We start from the raw sequence: 23,735 nt of genomic DNA on the forward strand, positions 1-23,735 counted from the left end.
GGTTAATTTTTATGGTTTGGATAATACGGCGATGGGGTAAAAATGGCTTTTTACCCCATCGGTTAACCAGGCCAATATAATATTGTTTTACACCTTAATCAGCGTCCCCGCAACCGTAAATCCAGGGTGAACGGATATTCAGGATTCAGCTCCTCAGCGGGCGGCGCCATCGGTCTCGGCGCGGCATTACTGATACTGAAACGGTTCAGGAACGGCTTTTCCGAGGCTTCTGAGTAAGAGGCCGATAACGGTGGACGGATGACCGCCCCAGGGGTGTGCCCATAATCCCAGAAACGGGTAATGCGCCGCGCTTCGGCCTCAAAACTGTTGACCGGAAACGAATCATAACTGCGGCCACCCGGATGGGCGACATGATAAGTACAACCACCTATGGCATGGCCGTTCCAAGTATCAATGACATCAAACACTAGCGGAACGTGCGGGGCTATGGTCGGGTGTAAAGCTGACGGCGGTTGCCAAGCGCGGTAGCGGACTCCGGCGGTATATTCGCCTTTGCGTCCGGTACTGCGCATCGGTAGGCGGCGGCCATTACAGGCCAAGACATAACGGCCTTCGGTAAAGCCCGTCACTTTTATCTGCAAACGCTCCACTGAAGAATCGACATAACGGGCGGTGCCGGTACTGCTGACCTCCTCACCCAACACATGCCAAGGTTCGATGGCAAAACGCAACTCCAATTCCATCTCATCAATCATGGTGGTGCCGTAGCGCGGGAAGCGGAATTCAAAAAATGGGTCTAGCCATTCCAATTCAAAAGCGTACCCGCCACGTTGCAAATCTTTGACGACATGGCGCAAATCTTCACGCACATAATGCGGCAACATAAAGCGGTCATGCAACTCCGTACCCCACCGCACCAATTCGTGCTTGTACGGATTGCGCCAAAACCAAGCGATCAACGAGCGCAACAACACCATCTGCACCAACGACATCCGGGCATGGGGCGGCATTTCAAAAGCCCGCAGTTCCAAAATGCCTAAACGGCCTGTGGAACTGTCAGGTGAGTATAGTTTATCGATACAAAATTCCGAACGGTGCGTATTGCCGGTAATGTCGGTCAACAAATGCCTAAGTAACCTGTCCACCAACCACGGTGCCGGGACTTCACCTTCGGGCATTTGCTGGAAAGCGATTTCCAACTCATACAACTTCTCATCCCTGCCTTCATCAACACGCGGGGCTTGGCTGGTAGGGCCGATAAACATGCCGGAAAACAGATAAGACAAGCCAGGATGATGCTGCCAATACGTCACCAAACTGCGCAACAAATCGGGGCGGCGTAACAAGGGGCTATCGGTCGGGGTTTCCGCCCCCATCGTAATATGGTTGCCGCCGCCCGTCCCTGTATGGCGGCCGTCCAACATGAATTTTTCCGTACCCAAACGGACTTGGAAAGCCTGTTCGTACAAAATAGTAGTTTTATCGACCAATTCCCGCCAGCTTTTGGACGGATGGATATTGACCTCAATCACCCCTGGGTCAGGCGTGACCATTAGGCGTTCAATCCGGTAATCACGCGGCGGCTCATAGCCTTCAAGCACGACAGGCATCGCCAACTTCTCGGCGGTCGCCTCAATTGCGGCGATCAAATCCAGATAATGCTCCAGCAGCGATAACGGCGGCATAAAAATGTGCAGGCGGCCATCACGCGGTTCGATACACACGGCGGTGTGCGGCACTTCGACGTGTACAGTCGGCGCATCGCCAACTTCTTGGTCGACAATCTCTGGATGTTCCTTGGTTTTTTCCTCAAAATGGCTGTAACGGCGAGCCACTTCGCCGTAATAATCGCCTAATTCCGGCAAATCGCCAAACAAGCTTTGGGGTTCCTGGTGGTCACGCTTATCAGGGGCGACCCAAGGCAAACTATTGAGCGGCATCCGCATCCCCATAGGCGAATTGCCGGGGATCAGGAACATATTGCCGCGCCGGAAATCCCACGGCCCGCTTTGCCACGTTTGCGCGTACCAGTTCCATTTTAGCGGCAGGGCAAAACCGACCGGTATCGCCAAATTGGCATCCAACACCTTGGTGATGGTTTTGCGTTCTATCGAATCTTTCAGATCATATTTTAGCGGGTTGACGTTAGTCGGCAAATTGCCTTCTTGCCACAGATAATAAAAATTATCTTCAAACGCCGCGCTGATATAGCCGGGTTTTACCCCCAAATGCTGGCTCATTTGCAAAACAAATTGCTCGGCATGTTTGACCGTGTGCTTATAATCTTTATTAATATCGGCAAGCAACTCAGGGTTCCGCCAAACAGGCACACCGTCCTTGCGCCAAAAAATGCCGTATTGCCAACGCGGTATCGGTTCTCCGGGATACCATTTGCCCTGCCCATAATGTAGCAATGCACCTTTGGCAAACACATCGCGCAGACGCTTGGTCAACTCTTGTGCGCGTTCGCGCTTGTGCGCACCATCAGCGAGCGTATTCCATTCCCCACCTTCCATATCATCCACCGATACAAAGGTCGGCTCACCGCCCATCGTCAGGCGGACATCGTCATCAAGAAATTGCTGGTCGACTTGCTCACCTAAAGCGTCAATGTAATACCATTGCTCGTCAGTATAAGGCTTGGTCACACGCGGGTCTTCATGTAAGCGATCAACGGAATTGCTAAACTCAAATTCCACTTCACACTCATCGGTCGCCCCGGTCACTGGCGCGGCACTGGAAGGATGCGGTGTGCAGGCCAGGGGGATATGGCCTTCCCCTGCCAACAGTCCGGAAGTCGGATCTAAGCCTATCCAGCCTGCCCCAGGCACATAGACTTCTGTCCAAGCATGAAGGTCAGTAAAATCTTCTTCGGGGCCGGACGGGCCATCCAAAGATTTAATGTCAGCGGTCAACTGTACCAAATAGCCGGACACAAAACGCGCCGCCAAGCCCAAATGGCGCAGTATCTGCACCAATAGCCATGCCGAATCGCGGCAGGAGCCACTACGTTTGGTCAGTGATTCTTCGCAACTTTGAATACCGACTTCCATGCGGATATTGTAACTGATGTCGCCGTACAGCTTACGGTTGACATCAACTAAAAAGTCGTTGATGTTGCGCGGGGTCAAATCAAAATCTTCCACCCATTGCGCCAGCAATGGCCCATCTTCAGTGACTTCAAGATAGGGCTGCAACTCTTTAAGCAGTTGTTCCTCATATTTAAACGGAAATTTTTCGGCATATTCCTCAACAAAGAAATCGAAGGGGTTAATGACGGTCATATCCGCGATAACCTCCACTTCAACACTGAGATGTCGGCACTTATCAGGAAACACGACCCGCGCCAAAATATTGCCGAACGGATCTTGCTGCCAATTAATAAAGTGTTCTTTCGGTTCGATATTCAGGCTATACCCTATAATCGGTGTCCGACTATGTACCGCAGGACGCAAGCGAAACACATGCGGCGACAAAGATACAGCCCGATCAAAGATATATTTGGTTTTGTGACTGAGGGCCACTCGAATTGTCATGATGATTATTCCTATTGCCTGTGTGGGGTGGTAATCAAAAGTTGGGAGATAAAAAGTACACGCCGAACTGGCTTGGCACTAACCGCCCTAAAGCCCAAAAGATGCGCCTACACAAGGAAGACACGCCCGGCACTTTATACAGCAATCATTAAGCAAGCACTATACCATAATGTCAGTGGTAAATTGATTTACCTTTTTCCCGAACCTTTATTTTATAGATGAAGGCTATACTAACAAAATCCGCCGCTTTAACTATCACCTACTTGTTAGTGGTCAACGGTGACGGCTTTTTTTATAAGGCTTTTGCACCAATTTGAAGCAAAATAGGCTTAGCCCGTGGCTAGCGGCTTTTTTGGCACGTTATCGCCCACTAATGGGTAATTAGCGGACTGTTTGCTTGGCTTCGGTGCGAAGCCCTACAAAACGGCTGAATGGCAAAAATCCCAAAATAAAATATAAACACTTTACTTTCAATGAGATAAAACAAATCCTTAATAACTGTATTATTGGCATAATATATGCTTTATGTTTAATACAAGCATTCATCGGTTTGTTTTACCTCCTCGTGATAAAATTTGCTTTGTTAAGCACTGCGCATTACTCCTGTCGTCGGTTTAATGCGCTTTTTTTTGCCTGACGGTTTCCCCTCCCCCATCTGCAAACACACACTTTTGGGCTTAACTTCGCCCTGACCCACCCTACGATAAAGCCCGCCACTTTTTTGTTCTGATAATAATCCGCTTTGGCTTAAACTAGTCTTATCCTTTTTATGCTTAACTGACACAGCTGCATTATGATGCCTACCACCTATCCTTTTTTAGACAAAAAACGCATTATTGCCGAGGCTGGCTTTAACCGCTGGCTAGTCCCGCCCGCCGCGCTGGCCATCCATTTATGTATCGGCATGGCTTATGGCTTCTCGGTATTTTGGTTGCCGTTATCGAAAGCCATCGGCATAAAAGACAGTGTGGCCTGCCCTCCCGAAGTCGGTTTTTTCCAAGAATTGTTCACCACTACCTGCGACTGGAAAATATCCACACTCGGTTGGATGTATACCTTATTTTTTGTCTTTTTAGGCTCTTCGGCAGCGGTGTGGGGCGGCTGGTTGGAACATGCCGGCCCGCGCAAAGCCGGCGTGGTCAGTGCCTGTTGTTGGTGCGGCGGGATGCTGCTGTCCGCCTTAGGCATTTATCTGCACCAATTTTGGTTAATGCTGCTAGGATCGGGTGTTATCGGCGGCATGGGACTAGGGTTGGGTTATATCTCGCCCGTCTCCACCCTCATCAAATGGTTTCCCGATCGGCGCGGTATGGCGACCGGCATGGCCATCATGGGTTTTGGCGGCGGCGCGATGATCGGCTCACCCTTAGCGACCGAACTGATGAAATTCTTTGCCAGCCCTAGCGATGTCGGGGTTATGGCGACATTTATCAGTATGGCGACGATTTATTTCGTCTTTATGATGGCAGGCGCGCTCGGCTACCGCATCCCACCGGAAAATTGGCAACCCGCCGGGTGGACAGCCCCCGTCAAGCAAAACCGCAACCGCATGATTACCCCCCACCATGTTCACGTTAAGAACGTCTTCAAGATTAAGCAATTTTGGCTGTTATGGGGGGTCTTGTGCATGAATGTCAGCGCCGGTATCGGCGTGATCGGCATGTCTTCGCCGATGTTGCAAGAAGTGTTCGGCGGGCAATTGATCGGTATCAGCAAAACTTACGGCGAACTGGATAAAAGCCAACTCGCCGCCATTGCCGCCATCGCCGCCGGATTTACCGCCCTGCTGAGCTTATTTAACATTGGCGGGCGGTTTTTCTGGGCCAGCTTATCGGACAAAATGGGGCGAAAAGTGACCTTCATTGTCTTTTTTGTCTTAGGTGGCCTGTTGTATCTGAGCATCCCAGGTAGCGCGGCCTCAGGCAACAAATTGCTGTTTGTCGGGGCGTTTTGCCTTATCTTGAGCATGTATGGCGGCGGCTTTGCCACCATCCCCGCTTATCTTGCCGATTTGTTCGGCACTTTAAATGTCGGCGCCATCCACGGGCGGTTGCTGACGGCTTGGGCGACCGCCGGTATCCTAGGGCCGGTCATCGTCAATTACATGCGCGAATACCAGCTCAGCATCGGCTTGCCGCGCGAGCAGGTCTATAACCAAACCATGATGATTCTGGCAGGCATGCTGATGCTCGGCCTGCTTTGCAACCTCTTGGTGCGTCCGGTTGCCGAGAAATGGTTTATGAATGAAGAACAATTGCTGGCGGAACAAACGCCCCAACAACCCGCCCCGGCAGTGGTCATTGCCGCCGAAACCCAAGCCGCCGCCCAACCCAAAGCACTGGCTATCGCCTTGGCGGTATTGGCCTGGGCAGGGGTGGTTATCCCTTTGTCTTGGGGGATTTACAAAACGGCACTGAATGTCAGTAAGTTTTTTTCTTGAAGCAAAGGGAAGCCGCTTTACAAGGTGTTCCGCGCGAGGGTTATTACTGAAAAACGGGTATGCACTGATCACTTGAATCCATGAGGACAAAAAAAGTGCATCCAGCTACCTTCTATATCGTCGCCACCAATCCCAATAAAAATTTGGGTTACATTCATGAGAGAAAATACGCCTAACATGAAGCAACTTAACACCATAAAAATCAAGTAGAAATAAGATATGGGCTTAGTTTTAAAGAAAAGGGCAGATGCAATGGTAAGTGTCATCAGGCACAACGCGTACATCATTAATAGGGCATCACAGCCAATAGTCGTCGCATGGCTTGCATAATCGGTGCGTACTAGTAAGACGTTCAGGTAAATGCCTTCAATAAACAGCAGGGCAAATAACACCCATGAAACCGCTTCTTTTAGCATAAGCCCCGCCTCTCTTTTTAAATTACCGCACAATCAATATTTTATATAAAAATCGGCAGTTATTGGTGCTTTTTATGCTTGTACCTTATGATTGTAAGGGGTTTTATTATATGCGGCACACTGCCTATACAGCAGGAATTATCCGGCTAACCGCTTCATTAGAAGCCAATTCCAAACCTTTTTTATAGCACTGGCTGGCTTCGGCCTGTTCGCCTTCGGCGGTGAGCAGATCACCAAGTAACTGGTAAGCGGACACGGTCGGCTCAATCGCCAAGCTTTGCTGCAAATACGTCCGCGCTTTGGTGTTATCGGCGCATTTCGCGCTTAATTTACCTAACACCGCCAATAACACGGCATCGTTTTCATGTACCGATAGCCAGCGTTCCGCCATCGCCAGTTGCTTTAAGGCATCGTTAGACGGGACGCTGCCAAACAGCACCAATAGCGTGGTGTCCCAATCAATCGACAGGGCCAAGGCCAGCTCATCTTCAATGTCAGCCCCTGCCCCGCCATTAATCATGGCGGCAAAGTAAATGGCGGAAATGCCCGACAGTTTGCGGATGTAATTGGGAACTTCCGCCCAATGTTGCTGGAGGGTGTCGATGTGTCCGGTGGCGGCCGATTGTTTTAACAAACGGGTGAACGCTTCAGTTTCCAATTGCCTGATCTCGGCCTCCAATAACACCTTATGGCTATGTAAGGACGGCAATAATTTGCGGATAGCCTCCCAGTCGCCCATCGTTTTGTAGGTTTGATGCAGCAATTTTAAGACGCTGGCATGGCTGGGTTCAATAGCGTGCAGCTTGCCCAAGGCCTCTAAAGCTTGGTCGAATTCATTACCCGACAGATGCAGTTCAGCTTGGGTGAGGCCGATGGCGATAGCCGAATCGGGGGCGTGGTCGCTGGCTTTTTTCAGGTATTCGTCACGCTTATCCAAAGCCCCGCGCGATTGTGCGGCTTTGGCGGCGGTCAGGTAATGCAGTAACGGCGCACCGCTATGGGAAACATGTTTAATTAAGGCGGTTTCTGCCCTTTCCCAGTTACCTTCTGCGGAATCGACCAAACCGGAGATTAAAGCATCTTGCGAGCGGTTAAATTTGACTAACCTTGACCGCGCCTTAAGCTGTCCGGGTAGGCGGATTAAATAATCCAGCGTCCTAAGGCTAAAGTACAAAAGGAAAAAGGTGATAATCAGGGCGAAGATGAATACCGACAGGGTGGTTTCCAACGACCAATGGCCAATCCCCAATAAGACATAGCCAGGGGTGTCAAAACTCTCTAGCCAAACATAAGCCAATCCCCCTAAGACGATGGCAGGCAGAAGCAGTACCAGAACATACAGTATCTTTTTCGAAAATAGTTTTTTCATTTGAATGCTCAGTTATTATTCTGCTTCCGGCGCATGTTCGGTACTGGGTTGGGCAGCGGGGGCTGCTGCGGGCGGTGCGGGTTGTACGGCAGGCTGTGGGGCGGGAGGCGGGGCCGACGGGGCGGCTTCCGCTTCCGGTTTTATGTCCTTATCGGTATCCAGCCTGAGTTTGGCGATGTCCCTGAGCATTTTAAAGGATTGGCTAATATCGGGGAATTGGCTGTTGAGTTTAACCGCCGCCAAACGCTCAAGTTCGCCAGCTAACGCCTTGCTCTCGTCATTTTTGGTAAAATGCTCGGCCAACCAAGCTTGGGCATCACCCAGGCCGGCCTGATAAATGGCCTCATTATGTTCGACCAAAGCAATTTTGACCATTTCCAGCTTCACGCGCAGTTGCTCATGGATAAACTGGGCCTGTTCTGGGGTTAAGATTTCCTTAACCGGTTGGTCGGTGTGGCGGATGGTGACAATGCCTTCCAATTGGTCCATCGCCGACTGCAACAAGTCATGGCCTTCGGCTTCGGCTGTGCTATCGGCGTGGGCATGGACGGCGGTCTCCCCTGATAAAGGCTTGCCGGCATAAGGCAACAGCAGGTTGAGCTTATCGGCCACCGCTTCCAAGCCCTGTAATTTTGCATAAATGCCGACTATATCAGGCATACTGATATTGCGCAGGGCACTGATGTCCTTGGCGATTTGCTCGCGGACTTTAATGACCCCGACATCACCGCTTTCGCGCAAACGCTGGTCGGCGGCTTCCAAGGCTTCACGGGTAGTATTGACATCGCCGACCAAATGCAGCCTTTCGTTGGCGATACTGAGCAGGTATTCGGCATCGGCAATCAGCCAATCGCCACGGGTCTTACCGAGCTGACGTTGCAGGTGCTGGATAGATTCGCCTAATTCCTTACGCGTGTTGTTCAGCTTTTCTTCATGCAGTTGGGAAAAATCGGCCAACGTCTTGGTAAAATGGCCGTCTTTGTTGCTGATGTTAGTTTCTAACGCGGCGAGTTGGCTTTGGATGGCGGCCAATTGGCTTTGGTAGTCGCCTAATTGTTTGGACATTTCGCCTTTTACTTCACCGCCTAGGCCTTCCTGACGGTCACGCAGTTGGGTAAACAGATAAAAACCTGCCCCTGCCAAACTGGCAATAATCAGTAACATGATGATACCAAACCAGAATCCGTTTCGTGACCGCTGGACTTTTGTGCTTGCGCCCAGTTCTTCTTGTTGTTGTCCGCTCAATTCTGCCACGCTATTTCCCCGTTAAACACATTGTTACTGCTTTAATCATTGCGCTGTCGGCAGGCTGCTCCGCCACGACAACGTGTTTAAAGCCTAAATTATTTGCCATTTGCGCCAGCCGCCCACTCACCACAATGACGGGGATCGCCGTCAATAACGGATGGTAAGCCGGTGCAACCATCATCAATAGATTCTGCAAGGCTTCGCCGCTGGTGATGGTAATGGCCTGCAAGCGTTGCTGCGTTAATAACGCCTGCACCTCGGAGGCATTATTATCCGGCATAACCCGTTTATAGACATCAATATAGCTGACTTCAGCCCCCCGATGCCGTAGCTGTGCCGCCAATTCTTCGCGCCCGCCTTCACCACGCACAATTAAGATGCGTTGCCCACCGACTTGTTGCAAAAGCGGCTCCGCCAACAAGGCTTCGCTGTTAAAACCCTGTGCAGGCACAAGATCGACACCCAAGCCCGAATTTGCGAGGGCTTGGGCGGTACTTTGGCCAATGGCCGCTAAGCGTGGTGCAATTAATTTGGGTATTTTGCCACCATTCGCCTTGAGCGCAAAATTTACCGCATTGGCGCTAATAAAAATAAGCCATTGAAAATTTCCCAAATTTGCCAAAGCCGTTTGTACCGCCACCGTATCTGCGGTGGCCTCAATTGCTAAGGTCGGGAAACGGATGGCGGTACCGCCTTGTTCGGCAATCAGGCGACACAAAACCTCAGCCTGATGCGCAGGCCTGGTCACTAACACACCCGCCCCGCCTAACCCGCTCATTCGGCAAACAAGGCCTGAAGAATTTTATCCGCGCCTTGGCTTAACAAATCTTCGGCAATTTGGCGGCCCAAGTCTTGCGCCGCATCTAAGTCGGCCACGCCCTCGCTACGGTAGAGCAGACTGCCGTCAGGCGCCCCGACTAAACCGCGCATATACAACTTCCCGTCTTGATGAATGGCAAAACCGGCAATCGGCACTTGGCAACCGCCTTGCAAACGTGCGTTCATCGCCCGCTCCGCCGCCACGCATAAACCCGTATCAGCATCGTGCAAGGCCGCCAACAGGGCATTGGTTTCGGCATCGTCAATCCGGCATTCTATGCCTATCGCCCCCTGCCCTATGGCGGGCAAGCTCAGGTTAACCGGCAAAGCCTGGCGGATCCGCCCCGCCAAGCCCAAACGCTTTAACCCTGCCGAGGCCAAAATGATCGCATCATAGTCACCCGCATCGAGTTTCGCTAGGCGGGTGTTGACATTACCGCGTAAAGACAGAATTTCGGCTTCGGGGAAACGCCCTTTAATTTGGCATTGGCGACGTAAGCTAGACGTGCCAATTTTGGCATTGCCGGGCAAGTCGTCAATCGACGCATAGCGGTTAGAGACAAACGCATCACTAGGGTCTTCCCGCTCCAAGATAGCCGCCAAATGCAGGCCGTCGGGAAAGTCAACCGGCACATCTTTCATGGAATGCACGGCAATATCGGCAATCCCCTCCAGCATACCTTGCTCTAATTCTTTAACGAACAAGCCTTTACCGCCGACTTTTGCCAAGGGCGCGTCAAGGATTTTATCGCCGCGCGTCACCATTTTCACCAATTCGGTGCTGATATTCGGAAACAGTTGCTGTAAACGTTGGGCGACATGCTCGGCTTGCCAAACGGCTAAAGGGCTTTGCCGCGTGGCAATGCGAATAATTTTTTTAGTCAAAGGAAAAGACCTGCATTTTTAGCAAAAAGAAACGGGTTATGCCGCATATTTATAGTTTCCGCACGGCAACCTTCACAAGCGTTGCCCCAGAATCCGCCGGATGGCACAACCGCCTTGGGATGCGGTGCTATAGCGCGGAACAGGGCAGATAAATATGCCTATTGTAACCTGCTTGACCTGTACTCTTAAATGCCATTCTTCGTTATTAAGGCTCCGATAATCCCAATACATTGGTATCCCATTATATTTCCGCGAAAAAATAGTTTTTAAACGGGTAATATTGCCAGAGCTACGGCCATGTTTAAGGTTATCCTAAGGCAGGTTATTGTGCCGTTATCAACGCATTGCCGAATAAATACGGCGCATTAAACCTGTCCGCCCCGCTTGGCCTTAAGAAATTGCCCTAACCTTAATGATTAAGGCGATGCGCATGAGGCAAACAAGCCAATAATACGGGCAAACGCTTGCTTTAGCGGTGAAAGTGTCTTGCCGGTTAAGCAACCGGACAAAAGGGTATTGCTGTTTGCTGGGGACGGTTACCTGGCAAACAGCGGCTGGACGCGTGCCGCAGGGAGGCGATGCGTTGCCTCCCTGCCCTAAATTAACCGGCGGCTTGTACAGGAATGGCAGAAGCAGAACGCAAAACTTCGTTCTTGTCATTGAAATAAACCAAGATAGGCTTATGCTTGTCAGCGGCTTCTTGGCTAAAGCTAGCGTAGGCGCAGACAATAATCAAATCGCCCGGACAAGCCATACGCGCGGCTGCCCCATTAACCGAAAACACTCCTGAATGGTCTTCGGCGCGGATAGCATAGGTGGTAAACCGTGCACCGTTGTTAATGTTGTAAATCTGAATCTGCTCGTATTCTCTGATGCCTGACAAATCCAAAATAGCCCCATCAATCGCACACGACCCTTCATAACCCAATTCCGAACGGGTGACCGTCGCTCTGTGTAACTTTGCCTTAAGCAGCGTAATTTGCATAATAAAACACTATAAAATACGTTAGAAAACCGCTAATTATCCCTTAACCTACCATTTCCTTCAACTATTGGCGGGTTTTGTCTCGGATTAGCATTAAAAAAAGACCATCATCGCGGGGTCATGACCCTGTTCTGCCCCGGCTCATCGCCCGTTTAGAACAGGGGCTTCTTTGGGCAAGCGCACCAAGCTGACGTTATCGATCAAGCGGGTTTTGCCCAATTTTGCCGCCGCCAAAATGACCAATTCGCTGTCATCATGGCTAGCGGGCTGCAAATCGGCACTACGGCAAACGCTGAAATAATCCGGCAGAAAGCCTGCTTGCCGCAAACGGTGCAGGGCTTCGGCCTCAATCTCGGCAACCGCAGCCCCCCCCTGCAACAAGGCCTCGCGGGCCGCGCATAGTGCTTGGTACAGCACAACAGCGGTAGCCTTTTCCGCCGTTGTCAGATAATTGTTACGCGAACTCATCGCCAAGCCGCTGGCTTCGCGTACCGTGGCGACACTGCGGATAGCGACCGGCATGTTCAAATCCCTGACCATCGCGCGTATCACCGCTAACTGCTGAAAATCCTTCTCGCCAAAGACAGCGATGTCCGGCTGTACCATATTCAGCAACTTACAGACCACTGTTGCTACGCCGGTAAAATGCCCAGGCCGCGACGCGCCACAATAGCGTTCGGAAACGCCATTCACCACCACAACCGTTTGCGCGTGGGGATGGTAAATCTCTGTCACTGGCGGCAAAAATAACAAATCAGTGGCAATTTCTTGCAGTTTTTGCTGATCTTCCGTTTCGGTGCGCGGATAACTGGCAAAGTCTTCGCCGGCACCAAATTGGGTGGGGTTGACAAAAATGCTCACCACAACACGATTGGCGCGGGTTTTGGCCGCCTGCACCAATTGTAAGTGACCGTTATGTAAATTGCCCATCGTCGGCACAAAAGCGATGCTATCGCCTGCTTGCCGCCAAATTTTTAACGTGGCCTGCAAAGCGGGAATGGTTTTGACTATTTGCATGATGGACTAAAAGCTGTGTTCGGCGGCTGGGAAAGCGCCTTGTTTGACGGCGTTATGATAAGCCAGTATCGCCCCTGCGACCGTCCCAGCCTCCTGCATAAAATCTTTGACAAAGCGTGGGCGTTTGCCGCCGCTGATATTGAGCATATCTTGCAACACCAGCACTTGACCGTCACAATCGATCCCGGCGCCAATACCGATGACCGGGATGTGCAATTGGCTGGCGATAGCTTTGGCTAAGGTCGCGGGAACGCATTCTAATACCAGTAATGCCGCCCCTGCCTGTTGCAATGATAGGGCATCGGCAAGGATTTTATCGGCGGCAGCCGGTTCTTTACCTTGCACGGCATAACTGCCCAATTGGTTGATATGCTGGGGCAAAAGGCCTAGATGCCCGCATACCGGAATGCCTTGCTGCACCAAAAAGCTGACGATATCCAGCCGTGCCCCTTCGAGCTTGACCATTTGGACCCCACCCGCCTGCATCAGTTTAGCGGCATTGGCGGCGGCGGTGGCGGCACAAGGATAACTCATAAACGGCAGGTCGGCGACGACAAAAGCCCGTTGCCGGGCGCGGCTAACACAACGGGCATGGTAGACCATATCGCGGATGGTCACAGGCAAAGTTGTCGTGTGGCCTTGCATGGTCATCCCTAAAGAATCCCCGACCAACATCATATCAATGCCGGTACGGTCGATTAACGCACCAAAACTGGCATCATAAGCCGTCAGGCAAGTGATTTTTTCACCGCGCTGTTTCATTGCCGTCAAATCATTGATAGACAGCGGTTTTACTATAAAAGTCATATCAATTTAACCGTTGGAGTCCTAGCAAAGGACAGTGTGCCAGCAATTCAGTAACCGTGCCTTTGCCTGGAATGACCAACTGTGGGGCAATTTCAGCTAAAGGCAACAAGACAAACGACCGTTCGGCGATGCCGCTGTGCGGCACGGTCAAATCCGGCGAGTCAATCAACTGCTCGCCGTATAATAAAATGTCGACATCCAATGTCCGCGCCCCCCAGCGTTCGCCTTTACGTTCACGCCCGTGGGCTTGTTCAATGGTTTGCAAATGCCGTAACAAGGCTTGTGGCGACAAGCAGGTACTGACGCACATCACCGCGTTAATGTAATCGGGTTGGTCTTGCGGCCCCATCGGCAGGCTACGGTACAGGCTGGAACAGGCGATCGTTTGGATGTCCGGCAAGGCCGAAATCGCCCGGCAGGCGGATTTTATCTGCCCGACAGGTTCAGCAAGGTTGCTGCCCAAACCTAAATAAACCAAGCTCGGCACAGCGGTGTTTTCAGAAAAAGAGAGGGTCATGGTTCATCATAATAGGCTCTACAGTGGCTTGCCTAACCCCGCGTAGCGCTTACGCGGAGTTAGGCGGTTTAGCGTTATACGTCGGTTGGGGCGGACGTAGATTTTTTCCGGTACATCCGTTTACGCGGCTTGCCGCCGGTGCTTTTACGGGACGGCTGGGTCATCTTGCGCTGCTCATTTTCATCAGCATTTTGATAGGCTTGCCACCACTGCGCCAACTCCGCATCAACGCCGCCAGTTTCGGCGCGGAGCAACAGAAAGTCAAAGCTGGCGCGAAACCGCGGATGCAACAGCAGACGGCTGGGCTTAGACCCTACGCGGGTAGTAAATTTAGGCTGCAAAGCCCAAACTTCACGGATAGCCAAACTGATATGACGGGGCATAGCGGTATAGCGGACTTGCCGGGCGATGACCTCGTTAGCGGCATCCTGATAGGCCATGTACTCCACCTGCCCTTCCCTCATTTTTTGCAGAGCCGACAGCCGCACAGGTTCCCACAGCAAGGCCGCAAATAAGAAATACGCCGTTACTGTCTTGCCGTCAGCAATCCGGTTATCAGAATTTTGCAAAGCCCTAACCAAAAGCATACGCGGAAAATCGTTGTCCTGGTCGGCCAAACTCCGCTCCGTATCGGGGAACAGCACCTGGAATAGGCCGTAATGCCTGAGCATTTCAAAAGTTTGTAAGGCATAACCGTACAAAAACAGCTTTAACACCTCGTCATACAGCCGTGCGGCCGGGATGCTTGACAACAAGGCCGCCGCCCCATGCAATGCCTGTTGGCAATCAGGATGCAGCTTAAAGCCCAATTTCACGGCAAAACGCACCGCCCTGAGCATCCGCACCGGATCTTCGCGAAAACGGGTGCTAGGCTCGCCTATCAGCCGGAGAATGCCATTACGGTGGTCTTCCATACCCTGCACATAATCGGCTACCGAAAAGTCCTTAATATTGTAATACAAGGCATTGACCGTAAAGTCCCGCCGCCAGACATCTTCCTCAATTGTGCCGTAGACATTATCCCGCAACACCCGCCCTTCCTGGTTGAGCACTTGCGCATCATTTTGGGCAGCACCGTCACCGCGAAAAGTGGCCACTTCGATCACTTCCCTGCCAAAATGGACATGCGCCAAGCGGAACCGCCGACCAATAATCCGGCAATTGCGGAAAACTTTCCGCACTTGTTCAGGGTCGGCGTTAGTGACGACATCAAAATCCTTAGGCTCCCGCCCCAGCAATAAATCCCGCACACAGCCGCCTACCAGATAGGCTTCAAAACCTTCTTTTTGCAACCGATACAAGACTTTGAGCGCATTATCACTGATTTGCGCCCGCGAAATGGTATGCTCGGAACGTGCATAAATCTTGACCTTTTCAACTGTTGGCGGCGGTATTTGCGCCCGCGCCGACTGAATTATTTTTTTGAAGAGATTTAGGATGAGCGTTACACCATTATTGTTTATTTTTCTAATTGTATTAATCATATCATTTCAATGAATTCTATCCCACCATGGTAAGTTTGTTTTCTTTTACATTCCCCTTTTGATTATAGTAGAATCGTTGTTCTGATTTTTTACAAGTCTATTATGCGCATTGTAACCAGATACAAGATCAGGTAACCATTTTTTTACACACTCGCACCTTGACGTGCTTGACGGAATTGCTATGTTTAAGAAGATTATTAGTGGCTTTATCGACCACCCAATCCTTACCAGTATTTTTGCGGCAGACTTTTTTATCCTTCTGTTCCACAGGCCGCCGTTTGTTTTTTCTTTGCTGATGCTGGGCGCATTGATGGCAATGTGCATGTATTTTGGCCAAAAATTAGCTTTATTCAAAGATTAATTGGCCCGCCATCCCGCACCCCAAAAACCACAACCAGGCTTGGGTTTCGAGCCTGCACCTGGTTTTTTGCGCCGATTAGCAGCGGTCATCTATGACCTGATCCTGCTGATTGCCGTTTTTTTTGTCGCAACCGCCCTGTTATTGCCTTTAAACTCAGGTGAAGCCTTCACTGGCCAACACTTTTTATTCCCCTTCTACCTGTTGACCATCGGTTTTATTTTCTACGGCTGGTTCTGGACGCACGGCGGACAGACGTTAGGCCTTAAAGCGTGGAAAATACGGGTTTTGACAGACAACCAAAAGCCTATAAACTGGACACAAGCACTGGTCCGCTATCTCACCGCCTTGGCATCTTGGGGGCTGTTCGGACTGGGTTTTTTGTGGATTTTGTTCGATAAAGACCGGCGTGGCTGGCACGACCACCTATCCAAAACAGCGGTGTTCTTCGATGCTCAAAAAAAACAATAACAACGCTTCCGTCATCATCACCTTTAACGCAACCTGAGCCCCTATTTTTTTACCCTTATGAACAATCCCTTATTAACCGAGAGTTCTTTGCCGCTGTTTTCAGAAATAAAACCGGAACATGTCGTACCCGCCATAGACCAATTGTTGGCCGACGCACGGGAAACAGTTGCCGAATGCCTAAAAACCAAGCAAAACTACAATTGGGCAAAACTAATCCAACCTATCGCCGATGCCGAAGACCGCCTTAACAAAGCGTGGTCGCCCGTCAGCCACCTCAATTCAGTCTGCAACAACGAAGCCCTACGCGAGGCCTATAATGCCTGCCTGCCTAAGCTGAGCGACTATGGGACAGAAATGGGTCAGAACAAACGGCTATTTTACGCCTATCGGCAAATTGCCAAGCATTCCGAATTCTCCACCTTCGACACCGCCCAACAAAAAATCGTCCGCAACGCCCTGCGTGATTTCCGCTTGTCCGGCGTTGACCTCAGCGAAGAGAAAAAACAGCGCTATAAAGAAATTTGCCAAGAACTCAGCCAGCACACCAGCCATTTTGAAGAAAATGTCTTAGATGCCACCAACGCTTGGAGCAAATCTATCAGCCACAAAAGGGATTTGGTCGGTATGCCCGAATCCGCCATCGCCCAAGCCAAACAGGCTGCCGAACAAGCGGGCGAGGAAGGCTGGTTGCTGACCCTGCAATTCCCATCCTATAACGCCGTTATGACTTACGCGGACAGCCGTGAATTGCGCCGGGAAATCTACGAGGCTTATACCACCCGCGCTTCCGAAATCGGCCCGCATGGCGGCCATTGGGACAACAGCCTGCTGATGGAGCAAATTTTGTCCTTACGCCATGAAAAAGCCAAGCTGCTTGGCTTTAATAATTTCGCGGAACTGTCACTCAGCACCAAAATGGCGAAAAAACCGGAAGAAGTCATCAGCTTTTTGGAAGACTTGGCGCATAAATCTTGGCGGCAAGCGCGTAACGATTTAATAGAGTTACAAGACTATACCCGCGAAGTCCACGCCTTTATTGAAATGGAACCCTGGGACATCGGCTATTACTCGGAAAAAATGCGTCAGCATTTGTACCAGCTTTCACAAGAAGAAGTCAAAAGCTATTTCCCTATCACCCGTGTCCTACCCGGCCTGTTTGCCGTTGTCGAGCGTTTGTACGGCTTACAAATCAGCGAAATAACCGAATTCGACACCTGGCATCCCGATGTCCAATTATTCCAAATCCACGATAAAGACGGACAATTGCGCGGCAAATTTTATACCGACCTGTTCGCACGGACAAAAAAGCGCGGCGGCGCGTGGATGGACGATTGCGTAGGCCGGAAAAAAACCGACGATCACATCCAAATTCCGGTCGCTTACCTCACCTGTAACTTTACCCCGCCCACCGCCGACACCCCCGCGCTGCTGACCCACGACGAAGTCACCACGCTGTTCCACGAATTTGGCCACGGCTTGCATCATGTACTCACCCAAGTCGACTATTTGGGTGTGTCCGGTATTAACGGTGTGGAATGGGATGCGGTCGAACTGCCCAGCCAATTTATGGAAAACTGGTGTTGGGAAAAAGACGCGTTAGCCTTAATGTCCGGCCATTACCAAACTGGCGAAGTGTTGCCCGACAGCTTATTTGCCAAAATGCTGGCGGCAAAAAACTTCCAAGCCGGGCTGTTCATCGTCAGACAATTGGAGTTCAGCCTGTTTGATTTTCGGATGCACTTAGAATATGACCCCGAACGCGGTGGCCGTATTTATGAAATCCTCGACCAAGTCAGAAACCAAGTCGCGGTCATCCAAGCCCCCAAATTCAACCGCTTCCCGCACAGCTTTACGCATATCTTTGCGGGGGGCTATGCGGCGGGCTATTACAGCTACAAATGGGCTGAGGTACTGTCCAGTGACGCTTATTCTTTATTTGAAGAAAAAGGCGTGTTCGACGAGGCAACCGGCCAGTCTTTCCTAACCAATATCCTCGAAAAAGGCGGCAGCAAAAATGCCATGGAACTGTTCGTCAGCTTCCGTGGCCGCGAGCCTAACATCGACGCACTGCTCCGGCACAACGGCATAACCGCATGAAGTACCGCGACTTGCGCGATTTTATCGCGCAACTGGAAAAACAGGGCGAACTGAAACGCATCACCGTCGAGGTCGATCCGTACCTGGAAATCACCGAGATCTGTGACCGGGTCTTAAAACAAGGCGGCCCCGCCCTGCTGTTTGAAAACCCCAAAGGTTCCCACACCCCCGTGCTGGCCAACCTGTTCGGCACCCCACGCCGTGTGGCTATGGGTATGGGGGCCGAATCGGTCAGCGAATTGCGCGGTATCGGCGAATTACTGGCCTATCTGAAAGAGCCGGAACCGCCTAAAGGCATGAGGGATGCGTTTGAAAAAATCCCTGTGTTCAAACAAGTGCTGAACATGGCGCCGAAACTGGTCAAATCGCCGCCCTGCCAAGAAGTCGTCCGAGTCGGCGACGAGGTGGACTTAAGCGATTACCCCATCCAAACCTGTTGGCCCGATGATGCCGGCCCCTTAATCACCTGGCCTTTGGTCATTACCAAAGGGCCGCATAAAGAGCGGCAAAACCTCGGCATCTACCGTCAACAAGTGATCGGCAAAAACAAAGTCATTATGCGCTGGTTAGCGCACCGTGGCGGAGCCTTGGATTTTCGTGATTGGCAAAAAGCCCATCCGGGCGAGCCGTTTCCGGTCGCCGTCGCCCTAGGTGCAGACCCCGCCACCATCCTCGGTGCCGTAACGCCCGTACCTGACAGCCTGTCCGAGTACGCCTTTGCCGGCCTGTTGCGCGGCAGCAAGACCGAAGTCGCCACCTGCTTGAGCCATAACTTACAAGTGCCCGCGAGTGCCGAAATTGTCCTGGAAGGCTTCATCTATCCCGGCGAGACCGCCCCCGAAGGCCCGTTCGGTGACCATACCGGCTACTATAACGAAGTCGATGAATTTCCGGTCTTCACCATAGAGCGCATCACCCAACGCTATGCGCCGATTTACCACAGCACTTTTACCGGCAGGCCGCCCGACGAACCCGCCATTCTGGGCGTGGCCTTAAACGAGGTGTTTGTGCCGATTTTGCAAAAGCAATTCCCGGAAATCACCGACTTTTACTTACCGCCCGAAGGCTGTTCCTACCGGATGGCGGTCATCAGCATGAAAAAACAATACGCTGGCCATGCTAAACGGGTCATGCTCGGTACTTGGTCGTATTTGCGGCAATTCATGTACACGAAGTTTGTCATTGTCGTTGATGATGATATCGATGTCCGCAATTGGCAAGACGTGATCTGGGCCATCACTACCCGCATGGACCCGGCACGCGACTTGACGATACTGGAAAACACCCCGATTGATTATCTCGACTTTGCCTCACCAGTCTCCGGTTTAGGTTCCAAAGTCGGTTTTGACGCCACCAACAAATGGCCGGGCGAAACCAGCCGTGAATGGGGCAAAACCATTAGCATGACCCCCGCCGTCGTCAAAAAAGTCGATGAAATGTGGGCATCGCTATTTTAGGCTGTTAACGCGCCACAGCCGGAAGGGGCTTTATAAGCCCCTTCCCTTTGTCTGGCGTAAGGTATTCCCTCTTATCTGACCTTCACTGGCATTATGAAAAGATTCTTTTTACTGATGCTGTCGCTTTGGAAACAGCAGCTCAAACTCTACGCCACCGCCGCCCTGATTGGTGCGCTGATCGGCGTGTTTATCCTCGCCCCCAGTTATAACTTCATCTATTCGCGTGAAAGCAATAATAATAAATTATCTTCCCTCGAATACGTCTTTAGCCAGCTTACCTCCATTTTCGACGGCAACATCGCGGAAGACAACCTGCTGATGTTTTACGCCAAAATCGGCGCGATGCTGGGCTTGTTGACAGTCGGCATTTACGGGGTATTACACAAACGTCTAGCGCGTATCGAATCCCTGAAAGCGGAGTTGCAAAAAGACTTGGCCACCATCATCGCCCTAGGCGAAGGCCCATACTTGGAGTTTAAGTCCTCGCTACGCTGGGATTTGGAGCAATCCCGTATCAACCGCACCCTAGAAGGGGTTATCCTCAAAACCCTGGCGGGTTTCTTAAACAGCAGCCACGGCGGTACTTTATTAATAGGCGTAGCCGACGACGGCACTATTATAGGCTTGGAAAAAGATTACCAAACCCTGAAAAAGCCCAACCAAGACGGTTTTGAGCAGTCCATCATGACCGCCATCTCCACCAACTTAGGCGCCGACCTTTGCAGCCTAGTCCATGTCCTGTTCCACGTCATCGACCACAAAGACATCTGCCGCCTCATTATCAGCCCCGCCCACCGTCCGGTTTTCCTCACCCAAAACGGCACGCCCAAGTTGTTCGTCAGAACCGGCGGTGCCACCCGCGACCTGAATATCCAAGAGGCTTTGGAGTTTGTGCAGATCCGTTGGAAGCGGGAGGGGTAAGGCTCATTCCGCCCTCAGGTTATTCCGATTCCATTGACACTGTTAAGCAGATCACTAACCCTGCGGCCACACTTCGCCCCCCCCTCTTCCAGGCCACATTATGTGGCCAAAGCCCGTGTATATCTGCCAATTCCCCAGTGATATACACATGCATGCCCACATATTAAATCATCAACGGCTAGCGCTGCACTACAAATACCGCCCTTCCCTGTCATATCACCTAACCACTGACCGTCTTTTTCAAAGATGCAACGTCGGCACTCCCATTAGCACCATTTGGCCAGCCCATTAATTGTGTCCGACTGACAATACGGACAATTGCTGCCGTTTTCAGGCGACGTTTTTGTCCATAATTCAGGTAAAAAAAGGATATGGCAGATATTTAGCCGACTCTCAGAAAACAATACAACCCTAAAAGTTAAGTCAATAAAAAAGCCTCTAGAGAGCGTAGCCATTGAAGTTTTTTAAAAAATAATTTCCTGAAAAGAATTTTTTCCTTTTATTTTTGTGAATTATTCACTTTTAAGTGATAATTTTTTATTTTATTGTGTTTTTTTATTACTATATAATTTGGCCAGCCTTATCTTAAGGCTGGCAAAGGCTTCCGCCGTTGCGGTGAACAAATATTGCCGAAGCCATTTTTTGGCGCACTGTGGCAATTATCAAAGCATAAGCTTTCATTTCCCCCTCTATTTCAACCCCCTCCATGGGAGAAAATAGGAGAAAAAAACCGTCGCTACTCGGTATCTTTATAAAGAGTAAAGACGGGATTAAGTAATTGCCAATGACCCACAATATTTTCCCGTGTCGGGTATAACGATTGTGAAACTTACATAACCCTCAAAAAGGAAATAGTAATTATGACATCTGTAAAAAAAAGGCTAGGCGTGGCATCATGTATGGTGCTGGTTGCGGGGACCTGTTCGGCGACCCCCATCACACTGCCGACGGAATATCCGATTAATATGGGCTTTAAAACCTTATATTCAGATCCAGATCCAACAATTGGGGACGGCAGTAGGGCAGGCAATGAAAGTTTCGATAATGTTGGTAATGCCGCTAACTTTGCCATCCATCACGGCTACTTAAGCGATATGAACGCGATAAAATCACAATATCCAAACAGTGGTATTATCACTATCCTTGCCAATCCACCCACCACGATATATGTTGGTTCTGACAGCGGCACTACAAAAGTAGGCACTGTCTTTCCGGGTCACTTTCTTTATTATACAGGAACGACCGCTACAGCAAGTATCACCTCTACGGCAAGCCAAATTAATGTTGCCGACACCAGTGTCTTCAATGTTGGAGATTACATTCTCATAAGAAATAGCACTTCAGACTGGAGTAACTTTGAACATGCTAAAGTAACCCAGATTCTGTCAGGCGCCATTACCGTTACCCGTAGCACCAACTATGGCACAACCGCTAAAAGCTTCTCTAGCGGCGCTTATATTGCCCCTCATGTTGCGGCCTGGACAACGTCAACCGACATGTCTTATCGCCTTAATTATAGCCTACACGCCCCAACAGACTCTCAGGGGCATAAAGCTAATTATTGGGCTGCCCAGCTAATGGGTACAGGGTTAAACTCACAAACCCAGCACCAAGGAATGGAGCATGATGTGATACTCAATTCTTATTATCATTATGCCCGCCCTATAGATGCCAATAATGACGGCACAGGGGATTGGGGTTCTTTTAATGGCATAAACAGTTTCGGGCTAGGCATCCAAGAATATGCGGGATTTTTACGCACCCAATTAACCAATCTCGGTTCACCGGACAAAATAGTGCAATTCGACAGCGACACCCCACTCCGGGGTTACCGTGGCTTCAACTACGTCAATGGCGTACAGATGGAAACCTTTATGGATAATGTCAACACCGATGGCGGACGTTTTTCTGAGGCATACGAACATCTGTCCCATTGGGTGCAAAAAGCCCAGGCACTACCAAAATTCAGCTACGGTTACAACCGTATGCCCACTGCCACATACCACTCAAACACCTCAACTTACGCTCCCGACAGCGCTTTCCGCCGACATTTTGCGGTCGGCCTGATGGTTGGTATGCCCCATCCCTACGGTAGCGGGGATGATATGGGCATATTTGACTGGTCAGAACAACGGGGGGGCGGTTCAAATTACAAATGGTTAGGCGCCGCATCGGGTGCAGCAAGCCGCGAAGTTCCGGCTGATACGACTAATCATTTACAAGACGCTACTTGGGAGTTGGATATCGCGTCAAACTATACCGTTAAGCTCGACGGCAATATTGCCAGCGATGGCGCCTCCTATGTAACAGATGGCTCGCACAGTATCGAAATTGCCGGCGTTCCTTCGGGCACTAAACCTAACGACTATGGTGTCGGGCTATTACTGAGTTCTACAGCCATGGGAAATCTGACAATAGGCCAAGAATATACGTTGACGTTCGACGCGAAAGCCTCGGATAGCTTTAGTGTGCAAGTCAATGGCGAAACGCATAATTTTTCTAATACACCTTTTCAAATTCATGCCGGAAACTTTGGCGGTTATGACGCTTGGGTATTGGCGGACGGTGACTGGCGAACTTACACACTTAGCTTTACAGCGACAAACTACCCCCGCAACATCAAATTAGGGATCAGTGAAACCTTGGGCACTGTTTATTTTAGAAATATTAAATTCCAGTATGGTACCGCCAACCGTTTATCGCGTACGTTTGCTAACGGCAAAGCATTCTTGAATATGTCCGATAATGCTTGGACTATCGATAGCACTACCCGCCCCGACCTTCTGCCTGCAAGCAACCCTTACTATGACCTGCAAGGCAATAAGATCGGAAGTAGCTTTACCATACCAGCAAAAGATGCGGTTTTTTTGAAAAAAACCGCTAATTAACCCTTGTGATGTGTGGGCAAAAGCTTAAGCATTTGTCCACACGGAAACATGTGGCCCAG

Annotated in this window: 18 protein-coding genes; 7 read left to right on the forward strand and 11 right to left on the reverse strand. The window is 50.6% G+C overall.

Annotated features, from left to right (window positions below; genetic code table 11):
- Positions 1-98: 98 nt before the first annotated feature.
- Entirely contained in the window at positions 99-3,497 is a 3,399-nt protein-coding gene (locus tag CEK71_RS07250) for a transglutaminase family protein (RefSeq protein ID WP_088618762.1), read from the reverse strand.
- Positions 3,498-4,290: 793 nt separating this feature from the next.
- Here CEK71_RS07250 and CEK71_RS07255 point away from each other — a divergent pair.
- Entirely contained in the window at positions 4,291-5,937 is a 1,647-nt protein-coding gene (locus tag CEK71_RS07255) for an OFA family MFS transporter (RefSeq protein ID WP_088618763.1), read from the forward strand.
- A 68-nt stretch (positions 5,938-6,005) separates the two neighbouring features.
- On the opposite strand, the gene CEK71_RS07260 is transcribed toward CEK71_RS07255, so the two are convergent.
- The 10 genes from CEK71_RS07260 to pcnB all read right to left on the reverse strand — a co-directional run bounded on the left by CEK71_RS07260 (position 6,006) and on the right by pcnB (position 15,484).
- Positions 6,006-6,353: a hypothetical protein gene (locus tag CEK71_RS07260; protein WP_088618764.1), complete on the reverse strand. Its 348-nt coding sequence runs from the start codon at positions 6,351-6,353 to the stop codon at positions 6,006-6,008.
- A 124-nt stretch (positions 6,354-6,477) separates the two neighbouring features.
- The gene (locus CEK71_RS07265; RefSeq protein WP_088618765.1) at positions 6,478-7,722 is read right to left on the reverse strand and encodes a heme biosynthesis HemY N-terminal domain-containing protein; all 1,245 of its coding nucleotides are present in this window, start codon (positions 7,720-7,722) and stop codon (positions 6,478-6,480) included.
- Positions 7,723-7,737: 15 nt separating this feature from the next.
- Entirely contained in the window at positions 7,738-8,976 is a 1,239-nt protein-coding gene (locus CEK71_RS07270) for a uroporphyrinogen-III C-methyltransferase (RefSeq protein WP_088618766.1), read from the reverse strand.
- Position 8,977: 1 nt separating this feature from the next.
- The gene (locus tag CEK71_RS07275) at positions 8,978-9,748 is read right to left on the reverse strand and encodes a uroporphyrinogen-III synthase (protein ID WP_088618767.1); all 771 of its coding nucleotides are present in this window, start codon (positions 9,746-9,748) and stop codon (positions 8,978-8,980) included.
- Positions 9,745-10,674: a hydroxymethylbilane synthase gene (gene hemC, locus CEK71_RS07280; protein ID WP_088618768.1), complete on the reverse strand. Its 930-nt coding sequence runs from the start codon at positions 10,672-10,674 to the stop codon at positions 9,745-9,747. Before hemC ends, CEK71_RS07275 begins: the two co-directional genes overlap by 4 nt.
- A 601-nt stretch (positions 10,675-11,275) precedes the next feature.
- A complete protein-coding gene (gene panD, locus CEK71_RS07285) occupies positions 11,276-11,659 on the reverse strand; it encodes an aspartate 1-decarboxylase (protein WP_088618769.1) in 384 nt (127 codons plus the stop codon).
- A 141-nt stretch (positions 11,660-11,800) separates the two neighbouring features.
- Positions 11,801-12,676, reverse strand: a complete 876-nt coding sequence (gene panC, locus CEK71_RS07290) for a pantoate--beta-alanine ligase (protein ID WP_088618770.1) — start codon at positions 12,674-12,676, stop codon at positions 11,801-11,803.
- A 6-nt stretch (positions 12,677-12,682) separates the two neighbouring features.
- Positions 12,683-13,483 (reverse strand): 3-methyl-2-oxobutanoate hydroxymethyltransferase, encoded by an 801-nt coding sequence (gene panB, locus CEK71_RS07295; RefSeq protein ID WP_088618771.1) that lies wholly within the window; start codon positions 13,481-13,483, stop codon positions 12,683-12,685.
- Between the two features lies 1 nt (position 13,484).
- Complete coding sequence (gene folK / locus CEK71_RS07300) at positions 13,485-14,000, reverse strand: 2-amino-4-hydroxy-6-hydroxymethyldihydropteridine diphosphokinase (RefSeq protein ID WP_088618772.1); 516 nt, start codon at positions 13,998-14,000, stop codon at positions 13,485-13,487.
- A gap of 74 nt (positions 14,001-14,074) precedes the next feature.
- A complete protein-coding gene (gene pcnB, locus CEK71_RS07305) occupies positions 14,075-15,484 on the reverse strand; it encodes a polynucleotide adenylyltransferase PcnB (protein ID WP_088618773.1) in 1,410 nt (469 codons plus the stop codon).
- A 163-nt stretch (positions 15,485-15,647) separates the two neighbouring features.
- On the opposite strand from pcnB, the gene CEK71_RS07310 reads away from it, so the two are divergent.
- The 6 genes from CEK71_RS07310 to CEK71_RS07335 all read left to right on the forward strand — a co-directional run bounded on the left by CEK71_RS07310 (position 15,648) and on the right by CEK71_RS07335 (position 23,676).
- Positions 15,648-15,845 (forward strand): hypothetical protein, encoded by a 198-nt coding sequence (locus CEK71_RS07310; RefSeq protein WP_408630483.1) that lies wholly within the window; start codon positions 15,648-15,650, stop codon positions 15,843-15,845.
- Positions 15,846-15,911: 66 nt separating this feature from the next.
- The gene (locus tag CEK71_RS07315; RefSeq protein ID WP_232463781.1) at positions 15,912-16,313 is read left to right on the forward strand and encodes an RDD family protein; all 402 of its coding nucleotides are present in this window, start codon (positions 15,912-15,914) and stop codon (positions 16,311-16,313) included.
- A gap of 57 nt (positions 16,314-16,370) precedes the next feature.
- A complete protein-coding gene (prlC, locus tag CEK71_RS07320; RefSeq protein WP_088618776.1) occupies positions 16,371-18,410 on the forward strand; it encodes an oligopeptidase A in 2,040 nt (679 codons plus the stop codon).
- Positions 18,407-19,867: a 4-hydroxy-3-polyprenylbenzoate decarboxylase gene (gene ubiD, locus CEK71_RS07325; protein WP_088618777.1), complete on the forward strand. Its 1,461-nt coding sequence runs from the start codon at positions 18,407-18,409 to the stop codon at positions 19,865-19,867. Before prlC ends, ubiD begins: the two co-directional genes overlap by 4 nt.
- 93 nt (positions 19,868-19,960) lie before the next feature.
- The gene (locus tag CEK71_RS07330; RefSeq protein ID WP_088618778.1) at positions 19,961-20,788 is read left to right on the forward strand and encodes an AlbA family DNA-binding domain-containing protein; all 828 of its coding nucleotides are present in this window, start codon (positions 19,961-19,963) and stop codon (positions 20,786-20,788) included.
- Positions 20,789-21,648: 860 nt separating this feature from the next.
- The gene (locus tag CEK71_RS07335; protein WP_157679044.1) at positions 21,649-23,676 is read left to right on the forward strand and encodes a hypothetical protein; all 2,028 of its coding nucleotides are present in this window, start codon (positions 21,649-21,651) and stop codon (positions 23,674-23,676) included.
- The last annotated feature ends 59 nt before the right edge of the window (positions 23,677-23,735 follow it).

Source organism: Methylovulum psychrotolerans, from assembly GCF_002209385.1.
In the GTDB taxonomy this organism is placed as follows: domain Bacteria; phylum Pseudomonadota; class Gammaproteobacteria; order Methylococcales; family Methylomonadaceae; genus Methylovulum; species Methylovulum psychrotolerans.